At 62.8% G+C, this 19095-nt stretch carries 16 protein-coding genes and 1 pseudogene; 7 read left to right on the top strand and 10 right to left on the bottom strand.

Annotation, left to right across the window (positions count from 1 at the left end; translation table 11 throughout):
- Positions 1-6 precede the first annotated feature (6 nt).
- On the bottom strand, positions 7-2499 hold the full coding sequence (locus tag M2375_RS15770; protein WP_259168802.1) for a TonB-dependent receptor: 2493 nt from the start codon (positions 2497-2499) through the stop codon (positions 7-9).
- 265 nt (positions 2500-2764) lie between these two features.
- Between M2375_RS15770 and M2375_RS15765 the strand changes: the two genes are divergently transcribed.
- Together M2375_RS15765 and M2375_RS15760 are read left to right on the top strand one after the other, a co-directional pair.
- On the top strand, positions 2765-3262 hold the full coding sequence (locus tag M2375_RS15765) for a DoxX family protein (RefSeq protein WP_259168801.1): 498 nt from the start codon (positions 2765-2767) through the stop codon (positions 3260-3262).
- Between the two features lie 131 nt (positions 3263-3393).
- Positions 3394-4341, top strand: a complete 948-nt coding sequence (locus M2375_RS15760; protein WP_259168800.1) for a restriction endonuclease — start codon at positions 3394-3396, stop codon at positions 4339-4341.
- Positions 4342-4440: 99 nt separating this feature from the next.
- Here M2375_RS15760 and M2375_RS15755 read toward each other — a convergent pair whose 3' ends face one another.
- From M2375_RS15755 to M2375_RS15740, 4 genes are all read right to left on the bottom strand, one after another.
- Positions 4441-6021 (bottom strand): hypothetical protein, encoded by a 1581-nt coding sequence (locus M2375_RS15755; protein WP_259168799.1) that lies wholly within the window; start codon positions 6019-6021, stop codon positions 4441-4443.
- Positions 6022-6300: 279 nt separating this feature from the next.
- Entirely contained in the window at positions 6301-7221 is a 921-nt protein-coding gene (locus M2375_RS15750; protein ID WP_259168798.1) for a PDR/VanB family oxidoreductase, read from the bottom strand.
- A 7-nt stretch (positions 7222-7228) separates the two neighbouring features.
- Positions 7229-8161 (bottom strand): pyridoxamine 5'-phosphate oxidase family protein, encoded by a 933-nt coding sequence (locus tag M2375_RS15745; RefSeq protein ID WP_259168797.1) that lies wholly within the window; start codon positions 8159-8161, stop codon positions 7229-7231.
- A 49-nt stretch (positions 8162-8210) separates the two neighbouring features.
- Entirely contained in the window at positions 8211-8582 is a 372-nt protein-coding gene (locus tag M2375_RS15740; RefSeq protein ID WP_259168795.1) for a DsrE family protein, read from the bottom strand.
- 136 nt (positions 8583-8718) lie between these two features.
- Between M2375_RS15740 and M2375_RS15735 the strand changes: the two genes are divergently transcribed.
- Both M2375_RS15735 and M2375_RS15730 read left to right on the top strand, forming a co-directional pair.
- The gene (locus M2375_RS15735; protein WP_259168794.1) at positions 8719-9639 is read left to right on the top strand and encodes a LysR family transcriptional regulator; all 921 of its coding nucleotides are present in this window, start codon (positions 8719-8721) and stop codon (positions 9637-9639) included.
- 36 nt (positions 9640-9675) lie between these two features.
- Positions 9676-10215: pseudogene (locus M2375_RS15730) on the top strand (SDR family oxidoreductase); the annotation flags it as partial.
- Here the strand turns inward: M2375_RS15730 and M2375_RS15725 are convergent.
- Both M2375_RS15725 and M2375_RS15720 read right to left on the bottom strand, forming a co-directional pair.
- Positions 10202-10339, bottom strand: coding sequence for a hypothetical protein (locus M2375_RS15725; RefSeq protein ID WP_259168792.1), 138 nt, complete (start codon positions 10337-10339; stop codon positions 10202-10204). The pseudogene M2375_RS15730 and the gene M2375_RS15725 overlap by 14 nt on opposite strands.
- 215 nt (positions 10340-10554) lie before the next feature.
- Positions 10555-11478 (bottom strand): LysR family transcriptional regulator, encoded by a 924-nt coding sequence (locus tag M2375_RS15720; RefSeq protein ID WP_259168791.1) that lies wholly within the window; start codon positions 11476-11478, stop codon positions 10555-10557.
- Between the two features lie 164 nt (positions 11479-11642).
- Between M2375_RS15720 and M2375_RS15715 the strand changes: the two genes are divergently transcribed.
- The 3 genes from M2375_RS15715 to proP all read left to right on the top strand — a co-directional run bounded on the left by M2375_RS15715 (position 11643) and on the right by proP (position 15697).
- Complete coding sequence (locus M2375_RS15715) at positions 11643-12626, top strand: DUF1852 domain-containing protein (protein WP_259168790.1); 984 nt, start codon at positions 11643-11645, stop codon at positions 12624-12626.
- A 154-nt stretch (positions 12627-12780) separates the two neighbouring features.
- Positions 12781-13806, top strand: coding sequence for a methionine synthase (locus tag M2375_RS15710; protein ID WP_259168789.1), 1026 nt, complete (start codon positions 12781-12783; stop codon positions 13804-13806).
- 319 nt (positions 13807-14125) lie between these two features.
- Entirely contained in the window at positions 14126-15697 is a 1572-nt protein-coding gene (gene proP / locus M2375_RS15705; protein WP_259168788.1) for a glycine betaine/L-proline transporter ProP, read from the top strand.
- 25 nt (positions 15698-15722) lie between these two features.
- Here the strand turns inward: proP and M2375_RS15700 are convergent, their stop codons facing one another.
- The 3 genes from M2375_RS15700 to M2375_RS15690 all read right to left on the bottom strand — a co-directional run bounded on the left by M2375_RS15700 (position 15723) and on the right by M2375_RS15690 (position 19089).
- Entirely contained in the window at positions 15723-16823 is a 1101-nt protein-coding gene (locus M2375_RS15700) for a nitronate monooxygenase family protein (protein WP_259168787.1), read from the bottom strand.
- Positions 16824-16849: 26 nt separating this feature from the next.
- Positions 16850-17845 carry a tripartite tricarboxylate transporter substrate binding protein gene (locus M2375_RS15695; RefSeq protein WP_259168786.1) on the bottom strand — a complete coding sequence of 332 codons (996 nt, stop codon included), beginning with the start codon at positions 17843-17845 and terminating at the stop codon, positions 16850-16852.
- An 89-nt stretch (positions 17846-17934) separates the two neighbouring features.
- Positions 17935-19089 (bottom strand): acyl-CoA dehydrogenase family protein, encoded by a 1155-nt coding sequence (locus M2375_RS15690; RefSeq protein WP_259168785.1) that lies wholly within the window; start codon positions 19087-19089, stop codon positions 17935-17937.
- Between the last annotated feature and the right edge of the window lie 6 nt (positions 19090-19095).

Below are 19095 nucleotides of genomic sequence, written 5' to 3'. Positions count from 1 at the left end.
GGCGTCTTAAAAATCATGGCGCAGATTAGCACTGAACTTGCGCGGCTCGCCAAACGGCGCGTACTCGCGGCCATACAGATGGCGGTAGCTGCGGTCCGTCAGGTTGCTCACCACCAGGCTCAGCTGGGTCTTGGGGGTGATGCGGTACTTGGCGTTCAGGCCCAGCAACACCAGCGCGCCCTGCTCGATGGTCCAGGCATTGGCGCCCGAGCCCCCGTTTTTATAGGCCTTGCTGGTGGCAGCCACATTGCCACCCAGCGACCATTGCGTGCCCGGCAGCTGGTAGTTGGCCGCCAGGCGCATGCTGTGGCGCGGCTGCTCGGTGCGGAAGCGCTGGTCCTTTTGCGGACCGGCCACATACTCGGCACTGGTGTAGGTGTAGCCCGCTGCCAGGTTCAGCTCGCGGCTGACCTGGCCGTTCATGCCCAGGTCAAAACCTTGGCTCACCACCTTGCCCGCTGCGGTGTAGCAGGCGCCACCGCAGGCGTTGCTGGGGTTATTGGGCACTGACGAATCAAGCACCGCCAGGTTGGACTGCGCCAGGCGGAACACGGCGGCCGACACATTCAAGCGCTTGTTCAGCAGCTCACCCTTGATGCCCACTTCGTAGTTGGCACCCACCACCGGGTCGAGCACATTGCCATCCTGGCTGCGGTTGGTCTGGGGGTTGAAGATGTCCGAGTAGCTGGCATAGGCCGAGTACTGGGCGTTGATGTCATACACCAGCCCGGCATACGGCGTGACCACACCCTTCTCTTTGGGCGCCACGACACCGGTCAAGGTGTTCTTGCGCTCATAGTTGCTGATGCGGGTGCCAGTGATCAGCTTGAGCGAATCGCTCAGGCTCCAGCGCGCGACGCCATAGACACCCATATTGCTGGTCTTCGTCTTGCTGGTCGATGCACGCAGCCCATCGGGGATGGGGCCCAGGCCTTCGGGATCAAAGCTGTAGACATTGATCGGCGTGGTGGACGAGTAGCCGGTGCCGGCGTTCTCATCACGGTAGCTGGTGCCGTTGACGCCCAAGGTCAGCTCATGGCGGCGGCCTAAAAAGTCAAACGGCCCGGTGGCATAGACATCCACCACATTGGCATGCATCACCGAGGTGTAGTTGCGCTGGCGGCTGCCGATAAACAGGCCATCGCCGGTGGCGGGGTTCAGGTTGCCCGAGAGGCTGCTGAAGTTCTCGATATCGTTGTTGGTCTTTTGCCAGGAATAGTTGGCCTTCAGGCTCCAGGCGCCGGCCAGCTGCTGGGCCAGGCCCACGGTGTAGATGTTGTAGTCGCGCACCGAGCGGTGGTCGGCATCACCCCAGAAGGACGAGCGGGGCAGGCCCGCATCGCTGCCATCCGCTGCCAAGGGCACGCCAAAATGGCCCCGGCTGGTGTCCTTTTGCAGCTGCACGCTGGCGCTCAAGGTGGTCGTGGGGCCCAGGTCGGCCTCGACAATGCCGTAGCCCGCATAGCGGTCGCGGTAGACATAGTCGGTAAACGATTCGCTGTTGTCCGCCACGGCCACCAGGCGGCCCCGGATGACGCCGGAATCGATCAGCGGGCCCGACACATCGCCCACCACACGCCGCTCTTTCCAGGAGCCCAGTTGCACCTCGCCCTGGGCCTGGAAGGTGTCGGTCGGGCGCTTGAGCACCATGTTGACCGTGCCGCCTGGGCTGCCTGCGCCCGCCATCAAACCCGCCGCGCCTTGCAGCACTTCCACCCGGTCCACAAAGGCGCTGTCAAACTTGGGCGAGCGGTTGCCGCTGTCGATACCCGATGGCGTGGCCATGCCATCGACCTGGGCCTGCATGCTAAAGCCCCGGCTGTAGTAGTTGGCACCAATGCTGCCGCCATCTACTGCAAACACCCCACTCACCGCGCGCAGTGCATCGTCGACCGAGGTCATGCCCGCATCGTCCATCTGCTTGCGGGTGATCACCGTCAGCGTCTGCGGCGTTTCGCGCTGGCTCAGGTTCAGCTTGGCGCTGGTGCTAGAGTGCGCCGCCGCATAGCTGCCCGTGCCTTCGGTCGTGCCGCTGCGGTTGGCGGCCGCCGTCACCGTGACGGTGTTCAAAGTCATGTCCGATGCGGGTGTCGCACCGGCTGCAGCTGGGGTGGCCGCCGGCGCTTTGCGCAGCACATAGGTGGCACCACCTTGTCGGACCACCTCAAAACCGCTGCCGCCCAGCAGCTGGGCAAAGCCCTCGGCCTCGCCATAGCGGCCTTGCAGGCCGCTGCTGCGCAGCCCCGCCAGGGTGGACGGCTCAAACACCAGCTGCACGCCAGCCGTTGCCGCGTACTGCGCCAGCACATCCGACAGCGGCCCGGCAGCGATCGCATAGCTCTTGGCGCCGGCGGCCGGCTCTGCCGCCATCGCCCAAGGTGCTGCCAGCGCCAGGCCTGCGGCACTGCCCCCGACCAGGGTGGCACGGATGGCGCCATGCAGCAAAGCCAGCGCAAAGCGGTCGCCGTGCCGGCTGCGGCGGTGGGAAGAGGTAGTCATGGTTCGTCGTCCTGGTGATCTGGAAAGAAAGGAGCGGCACTGCATAGCGCCATTGCCCTGTACACCGAACGAGATTGGAAAAGTGATCACCTGGGACCAGAAATTTCTTAAAAATTTTTGGGAGCGCGCTGCAATCCACGCTGCCCCGGCGCCAGGGCAAGCTGCCAGATGGCGATAACGCAACAGGCAGCAAGCAGCGATAGCGGGCTGGAACTTTGCCCTTGCTCCAACCACCAAGGCGGAGCCCCTTCAAGAAAGCCCATCGATGAACCGCTATTTGCCTGCCCTGTCCTCACCCGGTGGACGATGCTTTGCACCCCTGGCCCTGATCCGCATTGCCTTCGGCCTGTTCTTTTTTGCCTCTGGCTTCAACAAGGTGTTTGTGCCGGAGAACCAGGCCCTCATGTTGGAGACGATGATCGAGGCGGGCATTCCGTTCCCCGCCTTCATGGCGGTGTTTGTGGCCGCCTGCGAGACGGTCTTCGGGCTCTTGCTCGCCATCGGGCTGCTGACCCGACTTAGCGCCTTGGTGCTGCTGTGCATCAGCACGGTAGCGCTCTTCACCGTGGGCCTGCACCACATTCCTCCCCATATCAACCTGCTGACCTGGTACAGCTGGCTGCTGTATTTGCCCGAGAGCGGCTATATCTTGATGTCCATCCTGCTGATCGTTCAAGGCTGTGGGCCCTGGGGCCTGGACCGCTGGATCCATCAACGACTCCACCAAAGTGACAGCGCTGCTCCCGGCGTCAGCCAAGCGTAAGATCACAAAGATACATTTTGTAATATAAAGCATCAGACGGTATGCGCGCAGCGCTTCAAAAAGCACTGCGCAGCTACCAGCAAGCCGCACAAGACAGGCATGCATCAACAAACAAGGACAGGGGGGAGACCATGGCAAGACGCAAGAAAAGCAGCGGGTTTGAAGACATGCTGGATCTGCTGGCAATGCTGCCCTGGTGGCTCTGCGTGGCACTGGCAGCAGCGAGCTATTTCTTCCTGCACAGTTGGGCGGTGGTGCCGCAGGCAGCAGATATCGCAGGCCGCCCCGGCGACATGATGGCGGCCGTCGTTCAGAAGGGGCTCATTTATGGGCTGGCCTCCATCGGCCAGTACCTTCTGCCCTTCATGTGCCTGGTGGCCGCTGCCATGTCGGCCTGGCGCAGAAAGCAGCGCAAGGCCCTCGTCAAAGGCGTGGCGCAGGCGCAGGATGTGGCCGCGCTGGGCGATATCAGCTGGCGCGAGTTTGAGCTGCTGGTGGGCGAGGCTTACCGCCTGCAAGGCTTCCGCATCATCGAGCTGGGTGGCAACGGGCCCGACGGCGGCGTGGACCTGGTGATGATCAAAGGCAGCGAGAAATTTCTCGTGCAGTGCAAGCAGTGGAAGGCCCAGAGAGTCGGTGTTGCGATCGTGCGTGAGCTCTATGGCGTGATGGCCGCCAGGGGCGCGACGGGCGGCTTTGTGGTCACCTCCGGCCGCTTCAGCAACGATGCCCAGGCCTTTGCACGGGGTCGCAATATCACCTTGGTCGATGGCCCCCAGCTGTTGGCGATGGTCCAGCGCGCTCGGCAATCGCTGGTCAATGGGCCCAAGGCTGCCCAAGCCGGTGGCAGCCCGCCTGCAGCACCTGCGCGCACCGCTGTTGCGACTGCCTCAGCAACAGCGCCTGCAGCACCCCAGCCACCTTCCACCAAACCCAACTGCCCGCGCTGCAGCGCCGCAATGGAACTGCGCACCGCACGCCAGGGTGCCAATGCCGGCAAGTCCTTCTGGGGCTGCTCGACCTTCCCGGGTTGCCGTGGCACGCTTGCGGCGGCAAGTTCACCTTGGGCTGGTGGATGACCTCTGCGTTTGGCCTTGCTTCCATCCCGAAAATAGCCTGAGGCTACAAATTGGATACACAAAGTCAGCAAGTGATCTGCAGGGGATGCGCCTCCCCTTTTAATCGAGGGGCACCTCCCCCAACCCCATGCGGTTGCCGAGGCGATCGGTGACCTGAAGGGCTCGACGGGTGCGGTTATTGGGCTCGTTGCTTAGCCATGCCATCATCTCCACACCATCCTCCGTCCATGTGCATTGTGCGGCTGGGATAGTCGTTTGCGCATTACGGGTACACACGACGCTGCCATCGTCGTTGAACAAGCGCTCCCCCTCCAAGCTCGTCAAATTTATCCGCTTGAGGCCCCGTGCGCCGCCCTGCACGACGTAGCGCCTTATCCACCACTGCCCCAGCAAGGCTTGCAACGAGCTAGCCTCGGCATCCAGGGACATCCGCACCATACGCTTTGGCGCCTCTCCAGGAAGGTGGACAATCCCCACCACGCGATTGGCCGAGAAACCACTATCAGTTGCGCTTTCAGAGAATCGAATCGACAGGTCGCCCGACGAATCCACCAGGGCTCCACTGGCTGCAGGCCCCCCTAGCGAGCGACCTCCTGCGTACCGGTTGAGCGGAACACTGGTGTCGATGCCTTGGTAAAGGCCGCTGCCCATATGGAAAGTGGGCTGCCCATTGGGCAGGTAATTGAACACCTGGGCAAGCACCATGCCGTTTTGCACATCGATGGCAAAGCCCCGTCCCGGCTTGCCCAGCAATTCCTCTTCCACGACCCAAGTCCCGCTGCTGGGGCTGCTGACCTGGCGGCAGTTGATGATGTCGGAGACATAAAGGTCCACGTACTGTCCGCAGCCTGTAATAGTCGATTCGCCACCACCTCCCACCGTAATACCTTGCAGCGGCAGGCGATGGCTGACGCCATTGCTCACGACATCCACCGTCCCATAGACATTAATGCCGGCAATATGCAGCCGCGCCTCCTGCACATTGCCCCGCTCTTGCGGGGATTCATCGGACACTTTGGTGCAGGTATATACATCACGCCCTGCCAGTTTTTCGCAAGACATGCGCTGTCTCAAATCACCAGGCATATTGCTGAGATAGAGTTGCAGCCCGCCACTGCTAGTCCCCGAAGCGCCCAAAAACATATCTGCAGCGAATTCAATCTGCTGCGCAGGGTCCGCCGCTGAAACGAAAAAACTGCGGGCGCGCTGCTGTACCCAATAGCGGTCTTCAAATTCAGCAGTTTGCATATGAAAGCGCTGTATGGCGACCTCCTCCTCGCCGGGAAACTGCACCGTGCCTTGCAGGCCATTGGCAAAGCTGACAGTGACATTGCCGGGCGATCCATCCTCCACGGCATCCCTTGCGGCACTGCCAAAACTGCGCCCACCGCTGTACCGGTTCAGCGGCGCAGTGATGGTATTGCCAGCCATCTGGCCAGTGGCCATGTAGAAAGTGGCATCGCCATTTTTTTCATAGCCAAATACCTGCATGAAAAAGGTATTGCCCTGCACATCAATGGCAAGGCCGCGCCCTGGTTTGCCATCGAGCTCTTCGCTAATGATCCAGGTGCCCGCTTGCGGCGTGAAATCCCGCGCAGCCCAGCTGGAGACATAGGAAAAAGCAAGGCCTGCTGCAAGCACGGCCGTGCGTAAGGCTTGAATACGGATGGGAAGGCGCACTCTCTCTCCTATTTGATTATCGAATCAGTATAGGCGAGCAACTATAAATTCCGCACGAAAAGTGACCACCATCACAACGGTGCCGGCGATTGATCGCTCCGAACCAGCGCGCCATTGATCGGCCTAGCCTGCATTAATACCGCCAGTAAGTTTGCAGAGAGTATTGACGCCCCACTGCGGATGCTGCATTAGGGATACGCTGCAGAATCCTTGCCCCATGGAATGAACGCGGATATCCCGAGCCCGTGTTCAGACCACAACAAGGATTTTTGCCGAGTGCTAGAGATTCAGCGCCAGCTCCGGCCCCTCCGCCCAGGACACACAGGTGCACATCGCATCGCCGCGCAATGCAGGTGCGATGCTGTCGCGGTGGATAGGAGTTCCGCTGACCACCTCGGTCAGACAGGCGCCGCAGACGCCGCGCCGGCACTCGTAACCCGTCCAGGCGCCTGCAGCCAGCAAGGCATCCAGCAAGGATTGGCCGGGCTCTACATCGATGCTCAGGCCCGACTGGACCAGCTTGACCCGCAATGGGCCATCACAGGCATCCGCAGCGGCGCCAAAGCTCTCGCTGTGGATGCGTTCCTTGGCCCAGCCCAGCTGGGAGGCAGCGGCGCGCACGGCGCCCACCAAACCGGCGGGCCCGCAGACATAGACCTGGCTGCCGGGCACTTGCGCGGCCAGCAAACCAGGCAGGTTCAGGCTGCTGCGGCCGATGTGGGGCTGGGCAGGCAGGCTTGGAGCCAGCGGCCACTGGCGTGCGAGGTCGTGCACGATCTGGTGCAGGGCAAAGCTCTGCCCTGCTTGCTGCAGATGCTCGGCCATGCTCAGCAACGGCGTAATGCCAATGCCGCCGCCAATCAAGAGCGTGTACGGTGCATCGGGCTGCAGCGCGAATTCATGGGCCAGCTCCAGCACGCGCAGCCTGTCCCCCACGGCCAGCTGGTCGTGGATGAAATGCGATCCGCCCTGGCTCTGCGCGGTGCGCAGCACGGCGATGCTGTAGTGGTCCAGTGCCGGGCCGGTGTGCAGCAAGGAGTAGCGCCGCACGCGGCCGTCCAGATCCAAGGCGATATGCGCGCCGGGTTCTGCACCGGGCAGCATCTGGCCTGCGGGGTGGCGCAGCACCAGGCGCACGATGTCGGTGGCGATGGCTTGCTTGTCAGCAACCACCAGGTCCAGGCTTGTCAGGGGTTGCATAGCACTCTCAAGGGTTGTAGGGCGAGGCTTGCAGCAGGCGCCAGCGCTGGGGCAGGTTCAGCAGCGTGCTGCGCCAGCTGTCCACCTGGAACTCGATCCAGCGCCCGGTGCCTCCGGTCTGGTCGATGTCGGCATCGACGCCAAAATGGGTACGCGCATGGCCGGTCAGCTGCAACTGGCGCGCGCCTTCAAAGTCCGGAAAGACCAGGCCACAGCGCGACTCCAGCTCCAGATTGCCCAAGGTGTTGAACATGCTGTTGCCGTTGAAATCAGGGATGCGCAGCACCTGGCCCTGTTGTTGCACAAAGCCAGGCCGGCCACCCCGGTGCGATACATCGGCGTCCTCGGTGGGGCCCAGGCTGGCGATAAACAAGGTGTCAGCGCCAGCGATCCAGGCCGACGTGGCCTCGTCCAGCACCGTGCCCGAGGTGCTAGCTGTGCCGGTGCTGTTGTCGGCTGCGGGTGCGGCCTCCAGCGGCAGCAGTTCGCGCTTTTGGATATAGCGGGGGCAGACCGGAAAGGCCTGGCCCACCGCCACGTCCAGCGCCTGCGCCGATGCCTGAGCCACATGGCCATTGATGCGCAGACGCCTGCGGGTCTGCAACTCAATCAACAGCACGGCGATGGATTGCTCGGGCTGCAGATCTGCCATGGGCGCTATGCGGGCCAGCACGCCCTGCGGGTCACTGCTGGCCACATGCAGGCTGCGCAGGTCATCGCTGGTCTGCACAAAGCCGGGCTCGCCACTCAGCAGGCAAGCCCACATGGCGCCTGCCGCATCGGCCGCACCCACCACGCACCAGCGCTGCTGGCCCACAAAGTTGCGCGCTGCCGCTGGGATGCCAGGGCTGACGCTGCGGCTGTTGATGAGCGCGGTGCCGCGCTCGCCGGTGCGCTCCTGCACCAGGCGTTCGCCAGCGTGAAAGATGGTTTCGTCCATATTGGCTCCTTGATGGCGGCAGGGTCGCAACGGATATCAGCAATCTGACTTAGAACGTGACCAAGGTGTGGCCCGCGTCCAGGTGACGCGACAGATCCAGCACGCCGGTGGTGCCAGGGATGGTCTTGTCACGCACCAGTTCGATACCGGTAGGTGCCAGGCCTGCGCCCGCACCAAACACGTCGGCGCAGCCGCCGCAGGCAACGATGTGGTCCAGCACGGCTTCATACAGTGCATGGCCGGGGTGTTCTGGCTTGACCAGCTCGGCGGGCCAGCGCACGCCCGTGCCTTGGAACACCAGGTCGAAGTCCCGGTTCTTTTCCTTGAGCTCATAGGCCAGGAACAGGGCGTTCACGAGGCGGCCCAGCGCTTCTTGCGTGCCGGATTGGGGATCGGAAAAAACAACGATGACGGTTTTCATAAATAGTCCTTTCGAGGACGGCTAGTGACAAAACTGGAGCTGCCGTCTCGGAAGCAAATTTATCTATTTACTCAAACGTGATAAATGCCAGAAAATTGATTTAATTCTTCCATTTTTTGCAGTAATCACCCGCACCATGGACCGCCTCCACGCCATTGATGTCTTTCTTGCGATCGCCGATTTGGGCAGCCTGACCCGCGCCGCCGAGGCGCTGGAGCTGTCCCTGCCCAGCGTGGTGCGCACGCTGGCTGCACTGGAGAAACACCTGGGCGTGCGCCTCTTCAACCGCAATACCCGGCGCCTGGCCATCACCGACGAAGGCCGGGCTTACCGCGTGCATGCGCTGGCCATCCGCGCTGCGGTTGCCGATTCGGAGCAGGCGATGCGCCGGGCGCAGGCCGAGCCCTCGGGCAGCATCAGCCTGACGGCCTCTGTCAAATTTGGTGAGTTGCATGTGGCCCCGCTGGTGGCCAGCTACTTGCAGCGCTACCCGCAGGTAGAGGTGCAGCTCTTGCTGCTCGACCGCGTGGTCAATTTGGTGGAAGAAGGCCTGGACCTGGCGGTGCGCATTGCGCCGCTGCCCGATTCAAGTCTGGTGGCGCGCCATGTCGTGGACATCCACCAGGTGATTGCCGCCAGCCCCGCCCTGGTCGCCGCCTGCGGCATGCCCCAGCAGCCGCAAGACCTGGCCGCCCTGCCCTGCATAGAGTTTGGCGGTGTGGGCGACGCCAACCTCTGGGAATTTGGCAGCAAGGGCCGCTTGGAGCGGGTCAAGGTGCAGGGCCGCATGCGCTGCAATACCGTCGGCGGCAATATCGCCGGCTGCATCGCCGGCCAGGGCTTTGGCCGTTTTCTGCACTACCAGGTGCTCGATGCGATTGCGCGCGGCGAGCTGGTCCGCATCCTGCCCGGCCTGGAGCCTGCGCCGCGCCCGCTGTCCCTGGTCTACCCCAGCAAGCAGCATGGCACGGCGCGCGTGTCGACCTTGGTCGAGCATTTGTCCGAGCATCTGCGTGCGCGGCTGGGGGAGTTTGCGCTGCCTACAGAAAAACACTGAAAGGCTTGGCTGCAGCAGCGCCACTAGTACGCCGTGCAGCAAGGCCACCCGCAAATCGATGTGCTGTACGCCAATGCCGGCGGTGGCTCGATGCTGCCCCTGGGCGCCATCAACGAGGAGCATTTCGACGCCACCTTTGGCACGAATGTGAAGGGCCTCGTGTTTACCGTGGAAAAGGCTTTGCCGCTGCTGCGTGATGGCGCCTCCGTCGTGCTGACCGGCTCGGTCGTCGGCTCCATCGGTACCGCCGCCTTCAGCATCTACAGCGCCTCCAAGGCCGCCGTGCGCAATCTTGCCCGCAGCTGCACCCTGGACCTGAAGGAACGCGGCATCCGCGTCAATGTCGTCAGCCCCGGCCCCATCCGCACCCCTGGCTTGGTGGAACTGGCCAGCAACGATGCCGCGCAGCAGCAAGGCCTGCTGGACTATATGGCCAGCCAGGTGCCGATCGGCCGCGTCGGTGAAGTCGATGAGATTGCAGACACCGTGCTGTTCCTGTCTTCGCCACAGGCGAAGTTCATCGCCGGTATCGAGCTGTTTGTTGATGGTGGTTTGGCCCAGGTCAGAGCCGTTTGACGGAGGCCTTTGAGGTCCGCTCCATGCGATCCAGCTGTGCGAGGCGCCACTGGGCTGATTTGCTCAGGTCGCTGAAGAAACGCGCCTTCTGCGCATCCAGCATGGGTTGGAATTTGTTCGCCATGGCAAGTACCTCTGCATTCAGCACTCCATCTGCTGGACATCGGTCACGCCATTCAGCTCTGCAGCCATTTCTCCGTTGTGTCGCTATCTTTTTTCCTCGCATTTGCTCAGCCTGCATTTGCTTTGGTTAGTGGCAGAGACAAGCAGGTGATGGCGACTGCCCGGATGCCCGGATGCCCACCAGTGTCATGGCGCCAGCACCAGGCCGAGCGCCCGCTACGGTGCGGTCTGCTCCCTCTTGGCAGGGGGCTGGGTTGCAGCCGGCTGGCGCGCTAGTTCAATAAAAGCCCGCACATAGTCAATGGCGGTGTCCGCCTCGCGTGCGCCCAGGAAAATCTGCTTGGCAATGCCGCGCTGGCCCAGCCGCACAGGCACCACCTCCATCTTGGTGGCGTATTCCTCCACCAGCCAGCGCGGCAAGGCCGCCACGCCGCGCCCGCTGGCAACCATCTGCACCATGATGTCGGTGGTTTCAATGGCCTTGTGGCGCCGGGGCGTGACGCCGGCGGGCAGCAGGAACTGGTTATAGATGTCCAGCCGCTCGATATCCACGGGGTAGCTGATCAGCACCTCTTGGGTGAGTTGCTGGGGCTTCACATAGGCGACCGAAGCCAGGGCATGGCCCTTGGCCACCACCAGCACCTGCTCATAGTCAAACACCGGCTCAAACCGCAGCCCCGGCTTGAACAGCGGGTCGGGCGTGACGAGCAAGTCGATCTCGTAGCCAAAAAGCGCGCCAATGCCGCCGAACTGGAACTTCTGCTTGACGTCCACTTCCACATCCGGCCAGGCGGCCAGATAGGGAGCCACCACCTTGAGCAGCCACTGGTAGCAGGGGTGGCATTCCATGCCGATGCGCAGGGCGCCGCGTTCGCCCTGCGCAAACTGGCTCAGGCGCTCTTCGGCCAGGTCCAGCTGCGGCAGCACGCGGTTGGCCACCGCCAGCAGGTACTGGCCGGCCTGCGTCAAGCGCAGGCTGCGGCCTTCGCGCAGCCACACGTCGGTGCCCAGTTGCAGCTCCAGCTTTTTCATGCTGTGGCTCAGCGCCGATTGGGTCAGGTTCAGCACGCCGGCAGCGGCGGTCAAAGAGCCTTGTCGTTCAACCTGCTGAACGATGCTGAGGTGGATGCGTTCCAACATTCAAATGAACTCCGCTCATGGATTTATGAAATAAAACCATTTTACTTCATGGGTCATTAACCCTAACATCCAGCCCATCCACCTCGCAGCCTGCGGTGCTTGGCACCATGGCTCCAGGGCCACCGCCGGCTCTCACGGTTCTCAGCTTTCCTTCCTGGATCACCATGCGCAACGACTTTTCATTCCACCTCAGCAGCATTCGCTTCGACGAGCATTACCAGCCCTCGGACAGCACACGCATCACCACCAACTTTGCCAACCTCGCCCGGGGCGCCAGCCGGCAGCAGAACCTGCGCAACACCTTGCAGATGATTGACAACCGCTTCAATGCGCTGGCGCATTGGGACAATCCGAGGGCCGATCGCTATGGCGTGGAGCTGGAGATCATCTCGGTCGAGATGGCCATGGGCGCCGCCAGCAGCCAGGCTGCCTTTCCGCTGATCGAGATTCTTAAAACCAGCATTCTCGACAAGCAGACGAACCGCCGCATGGAGGGCATCGCGGGGAACAATTTTTCGTCCTATGTGCGGGACTATGATTTCAGTGTGGTGCTGGCAGCGCACAACGCGGATCGGGCAGCGTTCAGCACCCCCGATAATTTTGGCGATCTGCATGGCAAGCTGTTCAAGCTCTTTGCCGCCTCCAGCACCTACCAGGCCTGCTTTCACAAGCCGCCCGTCATCTGCATCAGCGCGTCCACCAGCAAGACCTACCAACGGACCGGCAACACGCACCCTGTGCTGGGTATCGAGTACCAGCAAAACGAGCTGTCATCGACCGACCAGTACTTTGCCAAGATGGGCCTGCAGGTCCGGTTTTTTATGCCACCAAACAGCGTTGCGCCGCTGGCCTTTTACTGCCAGGGTGACCTGCTGGCCGACTACACGAATCTGGAGCTGATCGGCACCATCAGCACGATGGAGACCTTCCAGAAGATCTACCGCCCAGAGATCTACAACGCCAATGCTGCGGCAGGCAAGCTCTACCAACCCAGTCTGAAGAACCAGGATTATTCGCTGACGCAAATCGTCTATGACCGCGAGGAGCGCAGCCAGTTGGCGGTCAAACAAGGCAAGTTTGCGGAAGCGCATTTCATCAAGCCTTACCAAGGCGTACTGGAACAGTGGGCTACCCACACCCCCCTCTGACTGCGCCCACCCATTGGCAATAGCGCGCAACCGCGTGCATCCGCGCACGCTGCCTGCCGCCGTGTCGCCTATGGCACCCCATCGCGCGGCTGCGTGGGCACAATGCGCCCCACGCACGCGCAACACTCCCTCATCGATTACAAGGATTCGTTTTATGTTTGAAACCTCCATCGCCGGAAGCCTGCCCAAACCCGCCTGGCTGGCCGAAACCAACAAGCTCTGGCCCCAGTGGCAGGCCGAAGGCGATGCGCTGCGCCAGGCCAAGGCCGATGCCACCCTGCTGTGGATCAAGGCCCAGGAAGACGCCGGCCTCGATATCGTGGGCGACGGCGAGCAAGCGCGTCAGCACTTCGTGCATGGTTTTTTGGAGCAGGTCGAGGGCATCGACTTCGACAACAAGGTGAAGATGGGCATCCGCGACAACCGCTACGACGCGATGGTGCCGCAGGTGGTGGCCGCCTTGCGCTTAAAAGGCCGCGTGCATGCCTTTGAGGCACAGTTGGCGCGCGCGCACACCAAGAAAAAGCTCAAGTTCACCTTGCCCGGCCCGATGACCATTGTGGATACCGTGGCCGACCGTTTCTACGGCGACAAGGTCAAGATGGCCATGGCCTTTGCCGAGCTGCTCAACCAAGAGGCGCTGGCACTGCAGGCCGATGGCGTGGACATCATCCAGTTTGACGAGCCGGCCTTCAACGTCTACATGAAGGACGCAGCCGACTGGGGCGTGCAGGCGCTGGAGCGTGCGGCGCAGGGCTTGACCTGTACCACGGCGGTGCACATCTGCTACGGCTACGGCATCAAGGCCAACACCGACTGGAAGAGCACCCTGGGGGACGAATGGCGCCAGTACGAGACGGTGTTCCCCGCGCTGGCGCGCAGCAGCATCGACCAGGTGAGCCTGGAGTGCATCCACTCCCATGTGCCGCCCGACCTGATGAAGCTGCTGGTAGGCAAGGACGTGATGGTGGGCGTGATTGATGTGGCCAGCGACGTCATCGAGACGCCGGAGGAAGTGGCAGACACCATCGCCCGCGCGCTGGAGTTTGTACCAGCGGACCGCCTCTTTCCCTGCACCAACTGCGGCCTGGCACCGATGTCGCGGGACGTGGCCTGGGGCAAGCTCAAGGCGCTGGCCGCAGGCACCCAGCTGGCCAAGCAGCGGCTGGCTGCCGTGTGAGCTGCACCTGGTGAGGGCGCCCGGTCTCCGGAGCCGCCATTGACAATCGGCTGACGGCATCGTCTGCGCCGCTTGTGTGCCAAGCCACCCTGAGCGCTTGGCTTGGCTTGGCTTGCCCTGACAAGCGGCTTGTATCAGCACTTGCGATGCTTGCCTGCAGGTGCATCCGCCTGCGCATGTATGCCTTGGGGCGCTGCCTTTTCGGTTTAGGGGGGCCGGAGCATTGGCGGCTTTGGGTGGCAGCGCACGCCCGCCTCGTCCTACAGACGGGCCGGCTGCAATTGGCGAAGATGGCGACCCACCACAACTGGGTAACCGCATGGACACCACCAACAACAATGCTGCGGCCGATCCGACACCTCCATCGCCGCCCCTCATCCCGACCCAAAGCGGCACCCTGGAGTTGCACGACATCACCATCGTCGACCAGGTCAAGCTCAAAAAAGCCATCTCCGCCGCCGCCTTGGGCAATGCGATGGAATGGTTCGATTTCGGCGTCTACGGCTTTGTCGCCTTTGCGCTGGGCAAGGTGTTCTTTCCGGACGCATCGCCGAGCGTGCAGATGATTGCCGCGCTGGGCACCTTTTCGATTCCGTTTCTGGTGCGCCCGCTGGGCGGCCTGTTCTTTGGCGTGATGGGCGACAGGTTCGGGCGCCAGAAGGTGCTGTCGATCACCATCATCATCATGGCCATCAGCACCTTCTGCATCGGGCTGATTCCGTCCTACGCCAGCATTGGGATATGGGCGCCGATTTTGCTGCTGCTGTGCAAGCTGGCCCAGGGCTTTTCAGTCGGCGGCGAGTACACGGGCGCCGCGATTTTTGTCGCCGAGTTCGCACCTGATCGCAAGCGCGGCTTTCTGGGCAGCTTTCTGGATTTCGGCTCCATCGTGGGCTTTGTCACGGGGGCCGGTGTCGTCGTCTTGCTCCAAAGCCTGCTCAGTGACGCCAGCTTTCTCGATTGGGGCTGGCGTGTGCCCTTCTTCCTGGCGGCACCCTTGGGGCTGGTGGGCCTGTACCTGCGCCATGCGGCCGAAGAGACGCCCGCGTTTCAGCAGCAACTGGCCCAGATGGAGAAGGACGACCAGCAAGACGTGGAGAACCGCCCACGTATCTCCTTCAAAGAAATCGCCACGCGCTACTGGCGCCCCTTGCTGGTATCGGTCGGCCTGGTGCTCACCACCAACATCACCTACTACATGTTGCTGACCTACATGCCCAGCTACCTGTCGCACAACCTGCATTACTCCGAAGACCATGGCGTGCTGATCATCATTGCGGTGATGATCGGCATGCTCTTTGTGCAGCCCCTTATCGGCCTGGCCAGCGACCGCTTTGGCCGCAGACCCTTTGTCATCGTGGGCTCCATCGGCTTGCTGGTGCTGGCGATTCCGGCCTTTACGCTGATCATCAGCGGCAAGATCGGTCTGATCTTTGTCGGCCTGTTCATGCTGGCCATTGTGCTGAACTGCTTTACCGGCGTGATGGCCTCGACCTTGCCCGCCATGTTCCCCACCCGCATCCGCTACAGCGCGCTGGCCGCATCGTTCAACATTGCCATCATCGTGGCCGGACTCACTCCCACCATCGCAGCGGCCTTGGTGGATACCACCGGCAGCCTGTACCTTCCTGCCTACTACCTGATGGCGGTGGCGGTGGTGGGCATCGTCACCGGCATCTTCATGAAGGAAACCGCCAACAAGCCTTTGCGCGGCGCCACCCCTGCGGCGTCGAGCAAGCAAGAGGCCAAGGAGCTGCTGGTGCAAACGCTGGACCACATCGAGCAAAGCGTGGAAGACATCGACGCCGACATCGCCAAGCTGCAGGCGCAAATCGCGGCGCTGGAGCTACGCAAACAGCAGTACATCGATCTGCACCCGCGCCTGGATTGAGGGCCGGTGCGGGGTGACCCGCCTTTCAGGCGGGCTGCTGCGCCCAGCCTGCCATCCGATCCCAGGCCCGGTCCATCTGCGCCACCAGCAGGTCCATCTGCGCGGCCACGGTCGTACGCTCCCGGATCCCAAAGACGCTTTGCCCTGCCGCCTCGTAGATCAGCCGGGCGTTGTTATGTTCATGGATGGAGGCGAACACATCGCCCGTGAGCGCTTGCTGGTGGGGCATGCCCAGCGGTGGCGGCGCGCCCGCCTCGTTCCAGGCATCGATCCAGTCACTGCGCAGCACGCGACAAGGCTTGCCGCTGTGGGCGCGGGAGATGATGGTGTCTTCGCTGTTGCTGGCGATCAGTCGATCCAGCAGCGCAGGTGGCGTATGGTTCTCTTGCGCGGCCATCCACAAGGTGCCCAGCCAGGCACCTTGCGCGCCGCTGCAGATGCAGCCCAGAATCTGCGCACCAGTGGCAATGCCGCCGGCAGCCAGCACGGGGGTGTTCTGCGCCAGCTCCACAATCTGCGGTAGCAGCGACATGGTGCCCACGGTGCCCGTGTGGCCCCCCGCGTCATAGCCCTGGGCCACGAGCACCTCAACGCCCATGTCCAGCGCCTTGCGGGCATGGCGCACTGAGCCAATCAGCGAGAACGTCAGTTTGCCCCGGCGCTTGGCCTCGGCAATCAGCTCAGCACGCAGGCCGATGGCTGTGGCCACGGCGCAGGCCTTGGAGTTCAGCACCGCATCGATCTGCGCCTGGAACAGCGCCTCCGACCGGGCATGGGCGGTAAAAAAGCTGGGCTTGCCAGGGGGCGGGATCGCAAAGCGCTCGCGCAGCCCGGCGACAAAGGCCACATGCGCAGGCGGCAACGCCGCCTGCAGGCTTTGCGGATCGGCCTGCTCTGGCACCTGGGCGGGCAGCATCAGGTCAATGCCATAGGGCAGGCCCGCCAGGCGCGCTTCCACATCACGGACGATGGCCGGAATATCCTGCGGCGCATCGCGCGCCAGCCCCAGCACGGGAAAGCCGCCGGCCTGGGCAATGGCGACCACGACATCGGGCTCATGCGAGAAGCCAAAGATGGGATGTGCAATGCCCAGGCGCTGGCAGAGGGGTGTTTGGAACGGGAGCATGGGGTGGACTTGTCTTCTTGTCGGATTCAATTGGGCTCAATACCGGCTTGTTGGATGACGGCACGCCATTTGTCCCGTTCCTGCGCGATGAAGCTGTCAAACTGCTGGGCGTTTTGCGGCGCCATCTCCATGCCCAGCGATTCGAGCTTGGTTCTGACTTCCGGTTGCGCCAGGATCTTGTCGATGTCTGCCGACAGCTTTTGCAGCACCGGCGCCGGTGTCTTGGACGGGGCCACAAAACCAAACCAGGTGCCCACGTTGTAGTTGGGCAGCTGCGCCGACTCAGCCACGGTGGGCAGATCGGGCGATGCGCTGGAGCGCTTGGCGGTGGTAACGGCCAGCGCGCGCAGCTTGCCGCTTTTGACATGCGGGATCGCCAGCGCCGAGGTCAGCGGCATCATGTTGACCCTGCCGGACAGCAGATCGTTCAAGGCCTCGGACTGGCCTTTGTAGGGCACATGTGCGAGCGAGATTTTGGCCTCCTGCGCCAGCAGCTCGCCCGAGAGGTGGTTGGAGGTGCCCAGGCCGGCGGTGGCATAGGTCAAAGACGGGTCGCTCTTCTTGGCCAGCGCGATGAACTCGGCCATGGTCTTGGCCGGCAGGCTGGGGTGTACGACGATGATATTGGGCACATAGCCAAAACCAGCAATCGCCTTGAAGTCGCGCACCGGATCCCAGGTGAGGCTCTTTTGCAGCGCCGGCGCCACGGCATGGCTGGGGCTGACCGCCAGCAAGGTGTAGCCATCAGGGGCCGATTTGGCGACGTAGTCGGTGCCGATGGAACCCCCTGCGCCCGTCTTGTTCTCCACGATAAAGGGCTTGCCGTACTGGCTGGAGAGCCTGTCGCTGATGATGCGTGCGACCGAGTCGACGACACCACCCGCAGAGAACGGAACAATGACCTTGACCGGCTTGTTAGGGTAACCGTCGGCGGCAGGCTGCGCGTGCGCAGCGGCATTAACGACCAGACTGCACGCCAGCAAAGTGCGCGCCGCATGGGCAATGGGTGAGAGGGTCTGCATGGCTTTGTCTCCTGAGAAGGGCTCAATCGGCTTTGTCTGTCTGCGCCTGTTCTTGTCTCTGTGCTTGTCTTGGCGCGCGGTGATGGCCGCTAGGCGCTCAACGCCGCCATCGTGCGTTTGGCGATATTGGTGATATGGACCTGGCTGGTGCCTTCGTAGAGGCGGAACAGGCGCACATCGCGGTAGAAGCGCTCGGCCACATTACCGGCCACATAGCCGCTGCCGCCAAAGATCTGCACGGCCCGGTCGGCCACACGCCCACAGGCCTCGGATGCAAAGAGCTTGCACATGGAGGCCTCCATGGTCACGTCCTGGCCATCGTCGCGTTTGCGCGCGGTCTCCAGCACCAGCGCGCGGGCGGCATGCACCTCGGTATTGCTTTCGGCAATCAACTGCTGCACCAGCTGGAACTCGCCAATCGGCTGGCCAAACTGCTGGCGCCGCTGCGCCTGCTGGGCCATCTCCTGCACCAGGCGGATGGCGGGCCCCACGCAGAGCCCGGCCAGGTTGATGCGCTGCTTGTTGAGGGCACGCATCGCCGTGCGAAAGCCCTTGCCCTCCAAGCCACCAACGATGGCGCTTTCATGCACGCGCACCTGGTCCAGCACCACTTCGCCCACCGGCGAGCCATGCTGGCCCATCTTACGCATCGCCGGAGGTGTGGACAGCCCCGGCGTGCCGCGCTCGATCAAAAAGGCACTGATGCCGTTGGCACCCTTGCTGCCGGGCACGGACCGGGCAAACACGGTGAACAGGTTGGCAATCGGCGCATTGGTGATAAAGCATTTGCGCCCGCTGATCACAAAGTGATCGCCGTCGCGTACTGCGGTGGTCCGCAGCGCGGTGGCGTCCGAGCCGGCCTCGGGCTCGGTCAGCGCAAAGCAGCCCGTCACCTCGCCGCTGGCCAGTAGCGGCAGGTAGTGGTTCTTTTGTGCCTCCGTGCCATCGACCACCAGCGACTCCGACGCAATACCGGTGTTGCCACCAAAGCGCGCCCGGAAGGTGGTGGCCACCTGCGAGACCTCGATATTTACCAGGGCCAGCTCCTCGGTCGTCAGGCCCGCGCCGCCATAGGCCTCCGGGATGCTGTGGCCAAACAGGCCCAGCTCGCGCATGCGCTGCACCACCGGCTCCGGAATCAGGTCTTGCTCATCGACTTGTACTTCGATCGGCTGGCATTCATTGCGCAGAAAGGCACGCAGCTCGGCCAGCATGGCTTCAAACTTCTGGGGGTCTCGGATCATCAAACA

Origin of the sequence: Comamonas sp. BIGb0152 (assembly GCF_024809975.1) — a bacterium.
GTDB lineage: Bacteria > Pseudomonadota > Gammaproteobacteria > Burkholderiales > Burkholderiaceae_C > Comamonas.
The sequence above is the reverse complement of the archived record's forward strand: the minus strand, read 5'-3'. Positions and strand labels throughout refer to the sequence as shown.

Bases quoted from the DNA above. Each gene is read 5' to 3' on its own strand.
- M2375_RS15770 (WP_259168802.1), bottom strand. From the start codon at position 2,499: ATGACTACCTCTTCCCACCGCCGCAGCCGGCACGGCGACCGCTTTGCG.
- M2375_RS15765 (WP_259168801.1), top strand. From the start codon at position 2,765: ATGAACCGCTATTTGCCTGCCCTGTCCTCACCCGGTGGACGATGCTTT.
- M2375_RS15760 (WP_259168800.1), top strand. From the start codon at position 3,394: ATGGCAAGACGCAAGAAAAGCAGCGGGTTTGAAGACATGCTGGATCTG.
- M2375_RS15750 (WP_259168798.1), bottom strand. From the start codon at position 7,221: ATGCAACCCCTGACAAGCCTGGACCTGGTGGTTGCTGACAAGCAAGCC.
- M2375_RS15745 (WP_259168797.1), bottom strand. From the start codon at position 8,161: ATGGACGAAACCATCTTTCACGCTGGCGAACGCCTGGTGCAGGAGCGC.
- M2375_RS15740 (WP_259168795.1), bottom strand. From the start codon at position 8,582: ATGAAAACCGTCATCGTTGTTTTTTCCGATCCCCAATCCGGCACGCAA.
- M2375_RS15735 (WP_259168794.1), top strand. From the start codon at position 8,719: ATGGACCGCCTCCACGCCATTGATGTCTTTCTTGCGATCGCCGATTTG.
- M2375_RS15725 (WP_259168792.1), bottom strand. From the start codon at position 10,339: ATGGCGAACAAATTCCAACCCATGCTGGATGCGCAGAAGGCGCGTTTC.
- M2375_RS15720 (WP_259168791.1), bottom strand. From the start codon at position 11,478: ATGTTGGAACGCATCCACCTCAGCATCGTTCAGCAGGTTGAACGACAA.
- M2375_RS15715 (WP_259168790.1), top strand. From the start codon at position 11,643: ATGCGCAACGACTTTTCATTCCACCTCAGCAGCATTCGCTTCGACGAG.
- M2375_RS15710 (WP_259168789.1), top strand. From the start codon at position 12,781: ATGTTTGAAACCTCCATCGCCGGAAGCCTGCCCAAACCCGCCTGGCTG.
- proP (WP_259168788.1), top strand. From the start codon at position 14,126: ATGGACACCACCAACAACAATGCTGCGGCCGATCCGACACCTCCATCG.
- M2375_RS15700 (WP_259168787.1), bottom strand. From the start codon at position 16,823: ATGCTCCCGTTCCAAACACCCCTCTGCCAGCGCCTGGGCATTGCACAT.
- M2375_RS15695 (WP_259168786.1), bottom strand. From the start codon at position 17,845: ATGCAGACCCTCTCACCCATTGCCCATGCGGCGCGCACTTTGCTGGCG.
- M2375_RS15690 (WP_259168785.1), bottom strand. From the start codon at position 19,089: ATGATCCGAGACCCCCAGAAGTTTGAAGCCATGCTGGCCGAGCTGCGT.